At 63.0% G+C, this 16671-nt stretch carries 13 protein-coding genes; 9 read left to right on the top strand and 4 right to left on the bottom strand.

Annotation, left to right across the window (positions count from 1 at the left end; genetic code table 11):
- Positions 1 to 68: 68 nt before the first annotated feature.
- From G473_RS0100060 to G473_RS0100050, 3 genes are read right to left on the bottom strand one after another with little or no spacing between them, the layout of a single operon-like run.
- Entirely contained in the window at positions 69 to 3128 is a 3060-nt protein-coding gene (locus tag G473_RS0100060; protein WP_029011422.1) for an efflux RND transporter permease subunit, read from the bottom strand.
- Positions 3125 to 4285, bottom strand: coding sequence for an efflux RND transporter periplasmic adaptor subunit (locus G473_RS0100055; RefSeq protein ID WP_210163186.1), 1161 nt, complete (start codon positions 4283 to 4285; stop codon positions 3125 to 3127). The genes G473_RS0100060 and G473_RS0100055 overlap by 4 nt, the downstream gene beginning before the upstream one ends.
- 2 nt (positions 4286 to 4287) lie before the next feature.
- Positions 4288 to 5667, bottom strand: coding sequence for an efflux transporter outer membrane subunit (locus tag G473_RS0100050; protein ID WP_245579957.1), 1380 nt, complete (start codon positions 5665 to 5667; stop codon positions 4288 to 4290).
- Positions 5668 to 5847: 180 nt separating this feature from the next.
- Between G473_RS0100050 and G473_RS0100045 the strand changes: the two genes are divergently transcribed.
- From G473_RS0100045 to G473_RS0100010, 9 genes are all read left to right on the top strand, one after another.
- Positions 5848 to 6534, top strand: coding sequence for a response regulator transcription factor (locus tag G473_RS0100045; protein WP_029011419.1), 687 nt, complete (start codon positions 5848 to 5850; stop codon positions 6532 to 6534).
- A complete protein-coding gene (locus G473_RS0100040) occupies positions 6531 to 7781 on the top strand; it encodes a HAMP domain-containing sensor histidine kinase (RefSeq protein WP_029011418.1) in 1251 nt (416 codons plus the stop codon). The genes G473_RS0100045 and G473_RS0100040 overlap by 4 nt, the downstream gene beginning before the upstream one ends.
- Positions 7782 to 7907: 126 nt before the next feature.
- Positions 7908 to 8267 (top strand): DUF2946 family protein, encoded by a 360-nt coding sequence (locus tag G473_RS0100035; protein WP_029011417.1) that lies wholly within the window; start codon positions 7908 to 7910, stop codon positions 8265 to 8267.
- A 148-nt stretch (positions 8268 to 8415) separates the two neighbouring features.
- The gene (locus G473_RS30800; RefSeq protein ID WP_210163185.1) at positions 8416 to 8808 is read left to right on the top strand and encodes a TonB-dependent receptor plug domain-containing protein; all 393 of its coding nucleotides are present in this window, start codon (positions 8416 to 8418) and stop codon (positions 8806 to 8808) included.
- Positions 8795 to 10615, top strand: coding sequence for a TonB-dependent receptor (locus G473_RS24230; RefSeq protein ID WP_210163184.1), 1821 nt, complete (start codon positions 8795 to 8797; stop codon positions 10613 to 10615). The genes G473_RS30800 and G473_RS24230 overlap by 14 nt, the downstream gene beginning before the upstream one ends.
- Positions 10616 to 10646: 31 nt before the next feature.
- Positions 10647 to 12059 (top strand): PepSY-associated TM helix domain-containing protein, encoded by a 1413-nt coding sequence (locus tag G473_RS0100025; RefSeq protein WP_051329706.1) that lies wholly within the window; start codon positions 10647 to 10649, stop codon positions 12057 to 12059.
- Between the two features lie 24 nt (positions 12060 to 12083).
- The gene (locus G473_RS0100020) at positions 12084 to 12521 is read left to right on the top strand and encodes a hypothetical protein (RefSeq protein WP_154667193.1); all 438 of its coding nucleotides are present in this window, start codon (positions 12084 to 12086) and stop codon (positions 12519 to 12521) included.
- Positions 12522 to 12565: 44 nt separating this feature from the next.
- Positions 12566 to 13099, top strand: a complete 534-nt coding sequence (locus G473_RS0100015; protein ID WP_084437531.1) for a DUF2244 domain-containing protein — start codon at positions 12566 to 12568, stop codon at positions 13097 to 13099.
- Between the two features lie 121 nt (positions 13100 to 13220).
- The gene (locus G473_RS0100010; protein WP_029011413.1) at positions 13221 to 15728 is read left to right on the top strand and encodes a sulfite reductase flavoprotein subunit alpha; all 2508 of its coding nucleotides are present in this window, start codon (positions 13221 to 13223) and stop codon (positions 15726 to 15728) included.
- A 31-nt stretch (positions 15729 to 15759) separates the two neighbouring features.
- Here G473_RS0100010 and G473_RS30600 read toward each other — a convergent pair.
- Positions 15760 to 16671: MBG domain-containing protein (locus G473_RS30600; protein WP_169728464.1), on the bottom strand; the 912-nt coding region annotated here is incomplete at its 5' end.

Below are 16671 nucleotides of genomic sequence, written 5' to 3'. Positions count from 1 at the left end.
GCAAGAAACGTAAAAGAAAAGCGGGCGATGGGGACCATTCCCATCGCCCGCTTTTTATTGCCGCCGGATTATGCCGGGCGACGCACGAACAATCGGCGCAGCCAGAGCAGGAAATCATCCACATAGGTGAAGATCACCGGCACCACCAGCAGCGACAGCAGGGTGGAGGTCAGAAGTCCGCCGATCACCACCACGGCCATCGGCTGGCGGAAGGCCGGATCGGCGCCCATGCCCAGCGCTGTCGGCAGCATGCCGGCGCCCATGGCGATGGTGGTCATCAGGATGGGACGGGCGCGCTTGTGGCAGGCATCCACCAGCGCCTCGAACCGGGTCATCCCATGTTCACGACGGGCCATGATCGCATATTCCACCAGCAGGATGGAATTCTTGGTCACAATGCCCATCAGCATCAGCAACCCGATCACCGTCGGCATCGACAGGCTCATATTGCAGATGAGCAGGGCGAAGATGGCGCCGCCCAGTGACAAGGGCAAAGCCGACAGGATGGTGACCGGCTGCAGGAAATCATGGAACAGCAGCACCAGCACGGCATAGATGCAGAAGATGCCAATCGCCATGGCAAGGCCGAAGCTGCCCATCATCTCCGCCATGCGCTGCAGCTCGCCCTGTTCCACGATGCGGATACCCGTGGGCAGGTTGGCCATCGTCGGCAGCCGCCGCACTTCCTGCATCACTTCGCCCAGCGTGCGGCCATTCAACTCCACCGACAGGGTGACATTGCGCGACCGGTCCAGGCGGCGGATCTGTGACGGGCCGCTGCCCATCGACAATTCGCCCAGGGACGCCAGCGCCACATAGCCATCCGTCCCCTTCACCCGCAATTGGCCGATGGCGGCCAGATCGGCGCGGGCCGTCGGGTCCAGCCGGACACGGATATCCACCTGCCGCTGCGACAGGTTGATCTTGGCCAAAGCTGCGGAATATTCACCATAGGTGGCAACACGCAGCATGTCCGCGATGCTCTGGCTGGAAACACCAAGGGCCGCAGCGCGGGCATAATCAGGCCGGAAATGCACTTCCGGACGCTGCAAGGCAGCGCTGGAGGTGACATTGCCGATACCTTTGATGGATTGGCGAATTTCCGCCTCTACGGCGGCGGCGGTTCGTTCCAGCATGCCGCCATCATCACCGGCCAGCACGACTTCCAGCTTCTCGCCATTGTTCGCGCCGCCAACGGACACCCGCACACCGGGAAGACTGCGCAGCAACCGGCGCATTTCCGCTTCGATCTCGCTTTGCGGCCGATGCCGGTCGGTACGGGCCTGCAGGTCAACTGTCAGCGTGGCGGCACCAAAATCACTGTTGCTGCTGGAAATCAAACCCCCACCGCTGGTGGAACTGCCCACCGCACTGAAGACCTGCACAACTTCCGGCACCTGGTCCAGCAACTCGGCGGCCTGGTGCGTCAGGGCCGTGGTCTGGTCCAGGGTCGTGCCGGGTGGCAGTTCCAGGCTGATGCGGGTCTGACCCCGGTCCTGCGCCGGCAGGAAGCCCGACGGCAGCATCGGCAGACAGGCCAGCGCCACGCCCAGGAATACCAGGGCGGCTGCCACAGTGCGTTTACGGGCCCTCAGACAGGTGTGAACCCAGCCCATATAACGGTTCATGATGGCGCCATCACGCTCCTCGTGATTGGTTGCCTTCATGAAATAGGCGGCCATCATCGGTGTCAGCAGCCGCGCCACCAGCAATGAGACCAGCACGGAAACAGCGGCGGTGATGCCGAATTCCCGGAAAATCTTGCCGGGAATGCCGCCCATGAAGGCGGTGGGCAGGAAGACTGCGACAAGCGTGAAGGTGGTGGCGATCACGGCCAGCCCAATCTCGTCCGCCGCCTCCATTGCCGCTTCATAAGGGGTTTTGCCCATGCGGAGATGACGGGCGATATTTTCCACTTCCACGATGGCATCATCAACCAGGATGCCGATCACCAGTGCCAGCGACAACAGCGTCACCGTATTAAGGCTGAAGCCCCACAGATACATGATGGCAAAGGTAGGGATGATGGAAAGTGGCAGCGCGGTGGCGGAGATCAGCGTCGCCCGCCAGTCACGCAGGAACCACCAGACCACGATGATGGCCAGCGCCGCCCCTTCATAGAGAAGGTGCATGGAGCCATGATAATCATCGATGATCGAGTTGACGCCGTTGGTCACCTCGTGGATTTCCACGGTCGGATGCTGGACGGCGAATTTCTCCACCGCGTTGCGCACATCGGTGGCGATGGAAACGTCGGAGAAACCCAGCGAGCGGGTGACCTGGAAAGCGATCACCGGTTCTCCATCGCGGAAGGCGCGGGTGCTGCGCTCGGCATAGGTGTCGCTGATGGTGGCGATATCGGCCAGCTTGACGGTGCGCCCATCCGCCAGGGGGATGGTGACATTGCGTAATTGCTGCGGATCATCCAGCGCCCCCAGCGTGCGCAGGGACTGGCGCTGGTTGCCGATTTCTCCCAGACCGCCGGAATTATCCTTCTGCATGGATCGCAGGCCCGACGCCACATCGGCAGCGGAAATGCCCAAGCCTGCCATTAGGGTGGGAGACAGATCGACATGCACCTCGCGGGTGACGCCGCCCACACGGGCGACCTTGGCGACGCCCTTCACCGATTGCAGGGCCTTGGCGACATCATTGTCGATGAACCAGGAGATCGCCTCCTCATCCATCCGGTCCGAGCGTACTTCATAGGTCAGCAGGGAAGAACCGGTCGCCGTGATCTTGGAAACGACGGGGGTGTTGAGCGCAGCCGGCAGGTTGGGCATGGCGCCATCTACGGCGTTGCGCACCTCGTCCAACGCCTCGTTGGTGTCCTTGTCGATGGTGAAGCTGACGCTGATATTGACGTTGCCGTCGCTGATGGTCGTCGTAATGTGGTCCAGCAGGCGGAGCGATGTGAGCTGATCCTCGATCTTACGCGCCACCTCCGTTTCCAACTGTTCAGGGGCCGCGCCTTCCAGCGTGGCACTGATATTGACGGTGGGGATGTCCATATCGGGAAAATTCTGCACCCCCAGCCGCTCAAAACCCAGCAGACCGAGAACGGTCAGCAGGATGAACAGCAGGACAGCCGGTACCGGATTGCGGATGGAAAGGGAGGAAATGTTCATTTCACGGCCTTTCCGTCACCGGCCAGACGCACGACCGTGCCATCATTCAGGAAGGCACCGCCGCTCGTCACAATGCGTGCGGTGGCGTCCAGGGGGGTGAGGATTTCCACCCGCCCGTCACGGCGGCGGCCGACAGTCACCACCTGCTGCCGCACTTTCATGTCATCCTGTAACAGATACACATAGGAGCGTCCGTCGCGCAGTACGATGGCGGTGTCGGGCAGGGTCGCTGCATCGCTGGCCGGCAAGTCCAGATGCCCGCTGGCATACATGCCTGCCCGTGCCGGGCTATCCTTGGGCAACCGGACATAGACGATGCCCCGGCTGGTATTGTTGTTCAGGGTTGGGGAGACGAGGCGGACCACGCCTTCCACCTGCTGCCCGTCCGGCAGGGTGAGAAAGGCTTTCTGGCCAACCTGCGCCTGGGCAAGCTGGCGGCTGTCCAGTTCCGCCTGCCATTCAATCTCGCCCTGACGGACCAGACGGAACAGCTCTGTGCCCGCCGTGGGCACCTGCCCCAGCAGGGCGGAACGGGCGGACACGATGCCATCATCAGCAGCCACCACCTTGGCCTGCCGCAGCCTGATCCGCGCGCTTTGCAACTGCGCCTCGGCTGAGGCGACATTGGCCTGAGCGGTCATCTTGGCGATGCGATATTGGTCCAGTTGCTGGGCTGAAAGCGCGCCGCTCTTGCCCACTTTGGTGGCGCGGTCGGCGTCGGCGGTGGCCTGTTCCAAACTGGCCTTGGCGGATGCCAATGCTGCGGCCAGCCGCTTTTCCTCCGCCGCCAGCGTGGCATCGTCGAAGGTCGCCAGCACATCCCCGCGCTTCACGCTATCGCCGATCTCGGCCTTCAGCGTATCCAGGCGCAGGCCACCAACCTCTGCGCCGATAATCACTTCCTGCCAGGCCGCGATGGCGCCATCGGCGCTAAGCTGACGCGGCCAGGAAAAGCGCTGGATCTGGGAGGTGGTAACGGTCAGGCTGCTGACCGCCTGCGGTGCGGCACCATTCCCCGGCGGCTTGCCACAGCCCGTCAGGGCCAGAAGCGCGACCATGGCAACCATGGCGGCGGAACGGGAAGAGGTTGGGAATATCACAGGCTTTCTCCGCCCGATGGCATTGGGGAACAGGGAGTGGGAAAAGGGGACTTTCATGATCAACCCTCCACCTGCCAGCCGCCACCGGTCGCCTTGTACAGCGCGATCCAGTTGCGAACCTGCTGCTGACGCAGGGTGATCAGGGCAATTTCGGCGTCCAGGGCATTGCGGCGGGCCTGTTCCCGGTCCAGCAGGCTGGCGCTGCCGGCCTTCCAGGCGGCATCCACCGCCTGGAAATTGCGGTCAAAGCCGGCGGCGGCCTGGGCGGCATCGCCTTCCCGCCGGTCAGCAGTATCCAGATTGACCAGGGCCTGTTCCACCTCCAGCACCACGTCACGCACCTTCTGCCGGTAATTGGCCAGCGCCTGGGCATAGGCGGCTTCCGCACTGGTGACGGCGGCGGCGCGACGGCCGGCATCAAACAAGGGCAATGACAAAGCCGGGCCGTAGGACCAGGTGGTGCCAGTGCCCCCGCTGCCGGCAGCCGCGATGCCGATACTGCCGGCAAGGCTGAGGCTGGGAAGCTGGTTGGCCACGGCCACACCGATTTCGGCATTGGTGGCCGCCACTTCGCGTTCAATGGCTGCCAGATCGGGCCGCTGGCGGATCAGATTGGCCGGCACGGTCTGGATGGCGAGGCTGGCCGTCAGGGGCAGGTCGTCCTTGCCCTGGGTCAGCAGGGCGCGAATGTCCGGCTCCGTTCCGCCGGTCAGGGAGACCAGGCTTTTGACCAGCAGGTCGCAGGCGCCGCGCTGCTGTGTGGCAGCGGACCTGACCTGGGCGGCACTGGCTTCCGACAAAGCGAGATCGCCTGACGCGGTGAAGCCGGCCTCTTCCGCGATGCGGGCAAGGCCGATGGTGGATTGCTGGGAAGCAGCCTGCTGTTCATAGGCCCCGGCCAGCAATTCACAGCCCCGATATTGGACATAAAGATCAGCAACCTCAGCCGCCAGGGAGATGCGGGCATCGTGCCACTCATCCACCCTGGCCTGGATACGCGCGTTTGCCGCTTCCACGCCGCGTTGTGTCTTGCCGAACAGGTCCAGTTCCCAGGCCGCATCCAGGCGTCCGGCACGGCTTTCACTGATCGCGCCATTGCCCGCTACCACCTGACGGGCCCGGCTATAGGTGCCGTTGGCATCCAGGCTGGGGAACAGGCTGGACCGGCTGCTGGTCAGCGTCGCCCGCGCCCGTTCGATCTGGGCCAAAGCCGCGTCCAGGGTGGGGCTGTCCGCTTCTGCCCGCTTTTGCAGGTCGGTCAGGATGGGATCGTTGAACTGGCCCCACCAGTCCAGCAACGCTGTCGCTTTGCCGCCATGGGGCAGGGGCGCTTGCCAGGTGGGAGAAAGGGCGGGTTCCGGCGGGCGGTAATCCGGACCCAGCGTACAGCCCGATAAAAACAGGCCAATGCCGACAAGGCAAGGAAGGGTACTTTTCATCAACGGCATTCCCAAGCCGGCCGACAGGAGGCCGCGTGAGCATGTTTATACGAAGTGAATGTTTACTGGGGTGTCGGAAGGGTAAAGTTGGGTAAAATTAGTGTCGCACCCTGTCCGGGCGGGCGCAACAAAGGCAAACCAGCGGATGTGTACAGATATTTGGATAATGATGGTTCGGCCATGACGCGCGTGCTTCTTGTCGATGACGACCGTGAATTGACGGCGATGCTGGCCGAATATCTGGCGCGCGAAGGGTTCCAGGCCCAGGCGGTGCATGACGGCCAGCAGGGGGAGACCGAAGCCCTGTCCGGCCAGTATGATATCATTGTGCTGGATGTGATGATGCCACGCCTGTCGGGGATCGAGGTTTTGCGCCGTATCCGGGCACGCAGCCAGATCCCCGTGCTGCTCTTGACGGCGCGCGGTGACAATGTGGACCGGATCGCCGGGCTGGAACTGGGCGCGGATGATTATGTGCCCAAGCCCAGTTCACCGGGGGAACTGGTGGCCCGGCTGCGGGCCATCCTGCGCCGTACCGGCACCATCCGGCAGGAAAGCGCGCAGGAGGCGTTGGTCTGTGGTGACCTGTCTTTGAATGCCGGCACCCGTACCGCCATCTGGAAAGGGGTGCCGCTGGACCTGACCGGCACGGAATTCTCTTTGCTGGAGGAACTGGTTCGCCATGCGGGCCAACTGGTCAGCAAACAGCAGCTATCCCTGAATGCGCTTGGGCGGCCGCTGACCCGGTTCGACCGGCGGATTGATGTGCATATCAGCAGCATCCGGCAGAAGCTGGGATTGCGTGGGGCCAACCAATCCTGGATCGTCAGTGTGCGCGGCCAGGGCTACCAACTGGTCAGCGAATGAGACCCAGCCGGCTGTTCTGGAAACTGTTCCTGGCCTTCTGGCTGGCGACGGCTTTGTCCTTCGTCGTCGTTGTCGCCATCTTCGAATTTAAGGAACGTCTGAGCCCTTCCAGCGGCACATTGCAGCGCACAGCCATGTTCGTCACCATTTCTACGATGGTGGAGCAACATGGTGCGGCATCTGTATTGCCACTGATCGGCTATGCCAATCAGAAGGGCGAACAATTCAGACTTGATGAATTGGCGCCGGGGGTGACCGCCGATCTGGGAGACCAGGGACGCCGGGCCGTGGTGATTGATCCTGAGGGACGGCGTTATCTGCTTGAAACCCGGCAGGAGATTTGGCGCGAACCGAACCACCGGCTACCGTTCGCCGTGGGCACGGCGGTGGCGATCCTGTTCAGCGGTGCTTTGGCCTGGTACCTGACCCGCCCCTTGCGCCATCTGGGAGAGGCGGCGCGGGCGGTTGCCTCAGGCCGGCTGTCCACCCGCGTCGGTCCGTTGATGGGGCGGCGGCGGGATGAGATTGTCGATCTTGCCCGTGAATTCGACAAGATGGCCGCCAAGCTGGAGCAGTTGCTGGGCGCACAGCGCCGGCTGCTGCATGATATCTCCCATGAATTGCGCTCTCCCCTGACCCGCCTGCAGGCCGCCATCGGGCTGGTGCGCCAAGCCCCGGACCAGCGTGATGTGATGCTGGATCGGATTGAGCGGGAATGCGAGCGGCTGGACGAACTGATCGAAGAATTGCTGACCCTGGCCCGGCTGGAATCCGGTCAGCATAATCTGCCTTTTGAACGGGTGGACCTGATCGAACTGCTGGCCGCCATCGCGGAGGATGCCAGCTTCGAGGCCGCGGCCAAGGAATGCACTGTCAGCCTTGAGGCGGACCCGGCCTTTGTCTCCTGGGTCAGCGGAGAAATGCTCTACCGCGCCTTTGAAAATATCGTGCGCAATGCCGTGAAATTCACTGACCCCGGCACGCAGGTGCGGATCAAGGCGCGGGTGGATGGCGATTGTCTGCGGCTTGCCATCGCCGATGCCGGTCCCGGTGTGCCGCCGGATATGCTGGAAAGCATTTTTGAACCGTTCAAACGGGTGGAGAGCGGTGGCGGCCATCCGGGCCTGGGGCTGGGCCTGTCCATTGCCCAGCGGGCGGTGCAGATGCATGGCGGCACCATCAGCGCATCCGCCGGTCCCCTGGGTGGGCTGGTTGTCCAGGTCACCTTGCCGCGCCGGGAAGGGTGACACGGCTGTAGGGGCCGGGACGCCGTGCCGCACCATCTTCTGTTGACGCCAGGCCTGCCCGCCGTTCAAAAGGGGCAGATGGTGGGACAGGGGCGCAGAACCTTAACAGCTTTATGGACGCGGCAGGTGGCCGGCTGGCTGCTGCTGTGCGCCTTGCTGCTGCGCGGTCTCATCCCCGGCGGCTATATGCCCAATCTGGACCCGGCCGATGGGCGGGGGTTCCTGGTTATCTGCACCAGCATCGGTGAGCGTACCGTTCAACTGGACGGGCACGATAAGGACAAGGCCATACAGGCGGACAGCAAGCAGCAGGGGCTTTGCGCCTTTGCCATGCTGGGGGCCTGGGCGCCGGTATTGGCGCTGCTGATCCTGCTGGTTCTGGTGCTTCCCCGCCTTGTGACGGGCCTGGGACGTGGCGACACCCCCCGTCTGCGCTCCTTGTTCTGCGCCCCGCCGGGCGCCAGGGCACCTCCCTGCTTCGCCTGACGCGAGCGTTATCCAAATAAACCATCCCTGAAGGTGCGGGCCCTCTGGGCCCTTGACCTTTCACCATCCGTAGAAGCGGCCGGATACGGCTGCCAGCCACGGATGCCATCTGTCGCGCCCATTGTCCTGGGTGTGTGAGGCTTTTGATATGTTGAAGAAATTTCTCGTCGCCGGTGTTTCCACCCTGGCTCTGGCGCAGGTTGCCTATGGCGCACCCGATGCCGCCGATGAGACGGTGGTCGTGATCGGCCACCGGGAAGCGGCAAAGCTCAACCAGCCGACCGATACCGCCAGCCGCCTGGGCTTGACCCTGCGGGAAACCCCGGCAACGGTGGAGGTGCTGACCCAGGAAGACCTGCAGGTGCGGGGCCTGCGGACCTCACGCGAAGCCTTCGCCGATGTGGTGGGGGCGGTTGCGGGTAATGTGCCGGGCAATCCGGCTGTGGTGTCGATGCGCGGTTTTTCCGGCAATACCGTGTCCATCCTGCAAGATGGGGTGCGGGTTTCCAGCTCCACCATGGTCACCCGTGACAGCAAATAGCTGGCATTTTGACCGGATCGAGGTGATCAAGGGCCCGGCTTCGGTGCTGGTCGGCGAAGGTGCGCTGGCCGGTGTGATCAACAAGGTGACCCGCAAGCCGACCCTGGACCGCACCTATATCGACGCCATGCTCTCCTATGGCAGCTTCGATACGCTGACGACGGCAGCCGGCATCAATGTGAAGCTGTCAGACGATGTGGCGGTGCGCGCTGATGCCAGCCGCATGCGGTCTGACAGCCTGTATGATGTGGAAAATAACCGCACCCGTTCCAGTGGCCTGACCGCCAGCCTGCTTTATAAGCCGGCGCAGAACCTGACCGTCCTGCTGGCCGTCGATCATTACAACGACAAATATGACAGCTCCTATCAGGGTGTGCCGCTGGTATCCGCCGCCGTTGCCCGCAATCCCAGCAAGGCGCTGCGCAGCGCCAATGGGCTGGTGATCGACAAGGCCCTGCGCCACAAGAATTATAATCCTGACGGTGCCTATTCCGGTGCGGACGAGACGACGCTGCGTTCCCGCGTCGATTACGCGTTCGGGGAAGGGTGGTCGCTGGCCAATGACCTGATCTGGTACACAGCCGACCGTGATTTCGTGTTGAGCGGGGATCAGAATTTCACCGCCCCCACGACAGCCTTCCCCAATGGCAGCTTCGCCCGCTCCGCCCAGGCCATCTATCACGATCATGAATTCTGGAACGAGCGTTTGGCCCTGTCCAACGACACCCAGTTTGCCGGTCATCGCAACCGCTTCACGCTGGGTGTGGAATATAACGATACCGACTTCATCAACCCGCGTAAGCAGAGCAGCGTGGGCGGCATCGCCGCTGTCGATCCCTATAACCCCATCGTCGGCACTTGGCCGGTGGGGGATGCGGTCTATACCAGCCAGAATGTCGTCTTCGACAGTCAGATGAAGACCAAGGCCGTCTTTGCCGAAGATGCCTTCAACCTGACGCCGCAATGGCTGCTGCTGGCCGGCGCGCGGTATGAGAAGATTGAGTTGGAACGCGGCATCACCAACCTGAATGCGGGTGGCGCCTTTACCAGTGCTGACGCTGATTACGACCCCTTCTCCTGGCGCGTTGGCACCACCTATGATCTGACGCCTTCCTTCACGCTTTATGCCCAATACACCACGGCGGCTCAGCCGGTCGGCTCCATGCTCACCCTGTCGCTGGCCAATACCGCCTTCAAACTGACCAAGGGCAAGTCGGTCGAGGGCGGCTTCAAGGCTGATGCCTTGGATGGACGGGTCAGTCTGACCGGTTCCGTCTATCGCATCGCACAGAAAAATATCGTCACCCGCGATCCCAATAACCCTTCCCAGTCCATCCAGGGTGGCGAACTGGCCTCCAAGGGCGTGGAACTGACGGCCAGTGCCGCGCTGACTGACCAGTTGCGTCTGTCAGCCGGGGTATCCTACAGCGATGCGGAATATGAGGAACTGAACGAACTGGTCAGCGGCGTGCTGACCAGCCGCAAGGGCAACCGCCCGATCAATATGCCGACGACGACGTTCAATGCCTCGGCCCTTTACACGCTGGATGCTGTGCCGGTGACCTTTGGCGGTTTCCTGCGCCATGCCAGCGGCTTCTATACCGACAATGCGAACAGCATCTTCGTGCGCGGTCACTGGCTGGTGGACACTTCCGTCAGCTATGCGGTGACAGACGATGTCAGCCTGTCGGTGCGGGGGCGCAACCTGACCAACGCCTTCTATGGCGAATATTCAGGCTATCCCAGCACCAACATCTATATCGGCGCCCCGCGCAGCGTGGATGTCACGCTGACGGCCCGGTTCTGATCAGCGGTTAAGGATCAAGGGGAGGGGAGCCATGACCAGCAAAACCGCCAACAAGCCTTATGGACCGATCTATCGGGCCGTCTGGCGCTGGCATTTTTATGCCGGGCTGGTGACGGCCCCCTTCCTGCTGATCCTGGCGATCACGGGTGCGATCTATCTGTTCGATGATGAAATCAACGATCTGACATACCCCCATCTCCGCTTTGTGGAGGCAACGGGGCAGCCGATGCCGCTCAGCCATATGATGGCGGCGGCAGAGGCGCATCTGCCAGGGGCTGTCACCACCAGGGTGGATACGCCAGGGGATGCCAACCGATCGGTCCAGTTCTTCCTGTCCTTGCCGGATGGCAGCAGCCGGCGGGTCTTCATTGATCCCTATCGGGCGACAGTGCTGGGGGATCTGGATTATCGCCGGACCCTCGTGGGTTTTGCCGATCAGATGCACGGCACCCTGTTGATGGGGGATGCCGGGGATATGCTGGTGGAATTGATGGCCTGCTGGGGGGCGGTGCTGACCGTCACGGGGCTTTATCTCTGGTGGCCATCAGGCCCCTTGCGGCTGCGCGGTTTCCTCTGGCCGCGTCTGGCTTCCGGCGGGCGGGCGCTGTTGCGCGACCTGCATGGGGTTGTCGGTTTCTGGACTGGATTGCTGATCCTGTTTCTCATCCTGACCGGGCTGCCCTGGGCGACCTTCTGGGGATCGCTGCTGGTGGGCGCCATGGATGTGGCGGGCATCGGCTATCCCGCCAGTCATCGCGGTTATAATGCCCCCACCAGCACCCTGACCGCTAAACAGGTGGTGGGGGAGGTGCCCTGGACGCTGGAGCCATCGCTGATGCCGGTTTCCACACCGGCGCCATCGGCCCCATCGGGTGGGGGTGGGCATGCCCATCATCATGGCGGCGCTGTCCCAACCGGGCCGGTGGAAGGCGCCATCGGTATTGATCGCGCCGCCGCCATCTTTGCCGAACAGGGGCTGGAATGGCCCTATCGCCTTTCCACTCCACGGGGAGAGACGGGTGTTTATCTGGCCTTCACCTATCCCGGTCAGCCCCAGGGCCAGCGCAGCCTGTATCTCGACCAATATACCGGTGCCGTGCTGCGCGATACCCGCTTCGCCGATTATGGCTGGGGTGCCCAGGCTGTTGAACTGGGTGTGCAACTGCATCTGGGCCGCTATTTCGGCCTGGCGAACCAGTTGCTGATGCTGTTGCCCTGCATCGGCATTGTCCTGCTGTGCATCACCGGCCCCTGGATGTGGTGGAAACGCCGGCCCAAGGGCAAGTTGGGCGTTCCCGCTGTGCCCTCGCCAGCGAAGCTCCGCAATCTGGCGATGATCACCATCGGGCTGTCGGCCCTTTTTCCCCTGGCGGGGGCATCGCTTCTGGCGGTGTTGATTGGTGATCGTCTCACCGCCAGCTTGATGCATCGCAAAGCGGGCTGAGCCGGCTTATGCGATGAAAGCGGCATGATGATGCGGCAGCGGATACGGTACAGGGTCGGTGGATGGGCAGCAGCCCCCTTGGCGGGTCTGCTGTTCCTGTCCCTGCTGCTTCGGGCCATGCTGGCGCCTGGCCTGATGCCGGCCCCGGCGTCCCAGATGCTGGCCGGCGTGCCGTTGGTCATCTGCGCTGTGGCGGGCACTCGTGACCAGGATAAAGGTGCGCTGGACCATCGGGCCGGGATCGATCAGGCCCTGTGTCCTTTCGCCTCTGCCCATCTGCCCGTGCTGGGGGAAAGCCCCATGCCCATGTTGGCACCTCCGGCGGGAAGGCCGCTCGCGGATGGTGTCGCTGTTGCTGTTTCCTTTCCCCGTCCGTCTGCAATGCGGGGGGCAATGTCGGCGCGGGGGCCGCCGCTTGGTGGTCTGGTCTTCCTTATCAGTGCGATCGGCGTGACGCTGTAAGGCGGGGGCCGGCCGCTGGTCCCCTTCACGCCAAAGGTGTCCTCATGCACCAAGCTATTTCCTTTGCCCCCACGCCGACAGAGCCGCCGGCCACCCCCTTGTTCGATGCCGTTATTACGCCCCCCGCTTCTCTGGGGAACAAGGGGTTCGCCACGTTCATGGCCATCACACTGGCGATTGTCTGTCTGATTGATCTCGCCTTTCTTGCCAGCGGCCTGTGGTGGGCGATGATTTTCCTGACCGGGAACATGATCTTCCTGCTGGCGGCTTTCATTGCTGTCCGTCGGGGGCGCGCGCGGTCGGAACGTGTATTGGTCGCCGATGGCGTGCTGCGCCTGGAACGGCGCTGGCAGGGCCAGCCGGGCAGCAGCGACACGCTGCCCCTGTTTGGCCTGCGGCTGATCCGGGTGCGTGACGCGGACGGGTTGTGCCGCCGGCTGGAACTGCATCACCGCAATGACCGGCTGGGCTTCGCAGCAGACCTGACCCCGCAGGAGCGGGAACAGTTCGCCGACGCCTTGGGCCGCAGCCTGTATAAGGCCGGCCATCGCATCGCCATGCCCATCATTGCGGCGTGAACAGGCTTCCGCACCCACCCCCGCATCCGGGGGTGGGATGCAATTACAGAGGCTTGACGCTTTTGATGCCAAATGATTTATGCAATCGCCTCGCAATTGCATAAATGCGAAAGAGTTGTTCATGGCCCGTAACATCCTGTTCCAGCTTCATTGGTTCCTTGGCATTACAGCGGGGCTTGTGCTGGCGGTCATGGGTGTGACCGGTGCCATGATGACGTTTGAGGATGAGATCCTGGCCGCGCTCAATCCCAGGATCATGCAAGCGGACCCTAGGCGCGGGCCGGTGCTGGATGCCCCCGGCCTGATCGCGGGGTTTGAACGGGATTTTCCCGGTGCCCGTGTTGTGCGGCTGATCGTCCATGACGATCCTTCGCGGACCGCCTGGATCAGCTTTGTGCCGCCAGGTGAACGGGAGCGGCGCAGCAGCTATGTTGACCCTGTGACGGGTACGCTGCTTGGGGAGGCACAGGGCGAAGCCTTCTTCGCCTTCATTACCCGGCTGCATCGCTGGCTGGCATTGCCGGACGGTGGAAATGGTATTGGTCGCCAGATCACGGGCTTTTCCGCCATCGCCTTGATCTATTTCGCTTTGTCGGGACTTTACCTGCGGTGGCCACGCCACCCGCTGGATTGGCGGGCATGGCTGGTCCTGGACCTGCGGAAGACTGGCCGCAATCTTTATCGTGCGCTGCACGCTGTTATCGGCGGTTGGGTTCTGGTCTTCTATCTGCTCAGCGGGCTGACAGGCCTGTGGTGGTCTTACGATTGGTACCGGGAAGGGGTGCGCTATGCCCTGACGGGTGAGAAATCAACGCCGGCCCCCGCCGTCGGTGCCGGCGGCAGTGGGGGCAGCCGTGCCCGGGCGGAGACGCTGCCCCCTGACCTTACGCAGGTATGGCAAAGCTTCCGGCAGGCAACGGCGGATCGGCGATACGAGACGGTGACCCTGATCGTGCGGGGGGCCGATAATATCCAATTCCGCGCCATGCTGCCGGGCGCCCGCCATGACCGTGTTTCTGATGAACTGACGATTGATGGCAGGACAGGCGCTGTCGTCTCCCACGTACCCTATGCGCAGCGGACTGTTGGTCAGGACATCATCACCAGCATCTATGAGCTGCATCGCGGTGCTTATTTCGGCCTTGCCGGGCGGATCGGCATCATGCTGGCCAGCTTGACCATGCCGCTTTTCACGATCACCGGCTTCCTGCTTTATTTCGCCCGTCGCAGGCGCCGGAAAGGCGCGATGTCCGTGGCCGAACCGGCTCTTTCCCCCTCTGGGATCGATGGGGCCGGGACGCTGATCGTCTATGCCAGCCAGACTGGCACGGCGGAGCGGATTGCCCGGTTGACGGCACAGGCCATGCCGGGGGCAGCCCTGCTGCCATTGTCCCGGCTGGATGAGCCAGCCCTGGCCCAGGCACAATGCCTGTTGCTGATCGCCAGCACCTATGGCGAGGGCGAGCCGCCGGACGCTGCCCGCGGCTTTGTCCGCCGTTTTCTGGGCACCACACCGGCCCTGTCACATCTGCGCTATGCCGTTCTGGCCCTGGGCGACAGAGAATATCCGGATTTCTGTGCCTTCGGCCATCAACTGGACCATTTTCTGCACGCGGCGGGGGCGGAACGTCTGTTCGACCTTATCGAAATGGATGGGGAAGATGCTGACGCTCAACGCCAGTGGCAACAGCAACTGACCGGACTTGGTGCTCGGACGGACCAGCCGGATTGGGCCCCGGCCCCGATGGCGGAGTGGCGGCTGGTGGAGCGCCGGTTGCTCAACCCCGGCTCCGCTGGGGAGGCGACCTTTCATATCGCGCTGGAACCGGTGGGTGGCCGTGCCGAAAACTGGCTGCCGGGCGATATCCTGGAAATCGCGCCCCGCCAGGATCCCGCGCGCCTCAGCGCCTATCTGGTATCCCGCGGCTTGCCCGACACGGCGGAGAACAGGGATCTTCTCGCATCGCGTATCCTGCCTGCGGAAGTCAGCGCGGATATCGATGTCACGTCACTGCCGCCGCTGCCCCACCGTGAATATTCCGTCGCCTCTATACCGTCTTCCGGACGGGTGGAACTGATCGTGCGTCAATGCCGGGCGGCAGACGGCTTTCTGGGGCTGGGGTCTGGCTGGTTGACGGCTTTGGCGCCCATAGGCGGCGTCGTGCAGGCCCGTATCCGGGCCAATGCCGGCTTCCATCCCCCGGCAGCCAGCGATGCCCCGCTGATCCTGATTGGCAATGGTACCGGGCTTGCCGGCCTTCTTGCCCATCTGCGCTACAGGGCAGCAGAGGGGGGTGGTCCGGTTTGGCTGTTCTGGGGGGAGCGGCATCCTGATCATGACCATTATCACGCCGAAGAACTGCTTTCCCTGCAGGTGAAAGGGGTTCTGGCCGGGGGCGAATATGCCTGGTCGCGGTTACCTGGGGATCAACGTGCCTATGTTCAGGATAAGGTCACCGTTTCCGCGACGATCATTGCGGATCTGGTAAACAAGGGTGCGGCGATATTCGTGTGCGGCAGTGTCCAAGGCATGGCGCCAGCCGTCCATCACGCCTTGAGCGCGATCCTTGGCGAGGAAATGCTGGAGACGATGGTCGAGCATGGCCGCTACCGCCGTGACATCTACTGATCACCTCCATTTGCTGACTATGCCTTCCGGTTCAGGGCTCCTCACGGGGTGCGTTGGCCGGCAGGCGGATATGGTCAGGTGTGACCGACAGGTAGCGGGCAACAATTCCGACCATGTTGCTTGAGGGCGGCGGCGCTATGCGGATATTGTCCGACAACAGGACCAGCAAATCCCCATCGGTAACTTCGCGTTCAATAGAACCACCATTATTGTCTATGATGGGCGGAAGCGGGACCGGGGCCGCTGGTTCCACGATCAGCAATCCAGACTGATAAGTGATGGTATAATTACTGGTGCTAAGGCCGGAAGCGGTGAGGCTGTAGCTGCCAGCATTGGTGGCGCCCTGCGCCGTGCCGCCATAGGCCAGCGTGCCGCCGAGGATAGCGGCGGTTTCGCCATTGACGAAGCCGGTATAGGTGACGCCATTGCCGCCGCTATAGGCCAAGCCATCATAGGTCTTGGTGGCGTTATTGACGGCAACCGACAGGGCTGCGCGGTCGATGGTCAGCGTGCCAGGATTATAGGTCAGGGTGTAATTGCCGGCGGTGAGGCCGGAGGCGGTGAGGCTGTAGCTGCCGGCATTGGTGGCGCCCTGCGCCGTGCCACCATAGGCCAGCGTACCGCCGAGGATAGCGGCGGTTTCACCATTGACGAAGCCGGTATAGGTGACGCCATTGCCACCGCTATAGGCCAAGCCATCATAGGTCTTGGTGGCGTTATTGACCGCAACCGACAGGGCTGCGCGGTCGATGGTCAGTGTGCCGGGGTTGTAGGTCAGGGTGTAGTTGCCGGCGGTGAGGCCGGAAGCGGTGAGGCTGTAGCTGCCGGCATTGATGGCGCCCTGGGCCGTGCCGCCATAGGTCAGCGTACCGCCGAGGATAGCGGCGGTTTCGCCATTGACGAAGCCGGTATAGGTGACGCCATTGCCGCCGCTATAGGCCAA

The organism is Niveispirillum irakense DSM 11586 (assembly GCF_000429645.1).
Taxonomy (GTDB): domain Bacteria; phylum Pseudomonadota; class Alphaproteobacteria; order Azospirillales; family Azospirillaceae; genus Niveispirillum; species Niveispirillum irakense.
The sequence above is the reverse complement of the archived record's forward strand: the minus strand, read 5'-3'. Positions and strand labels throughout refer to the sequence as shown.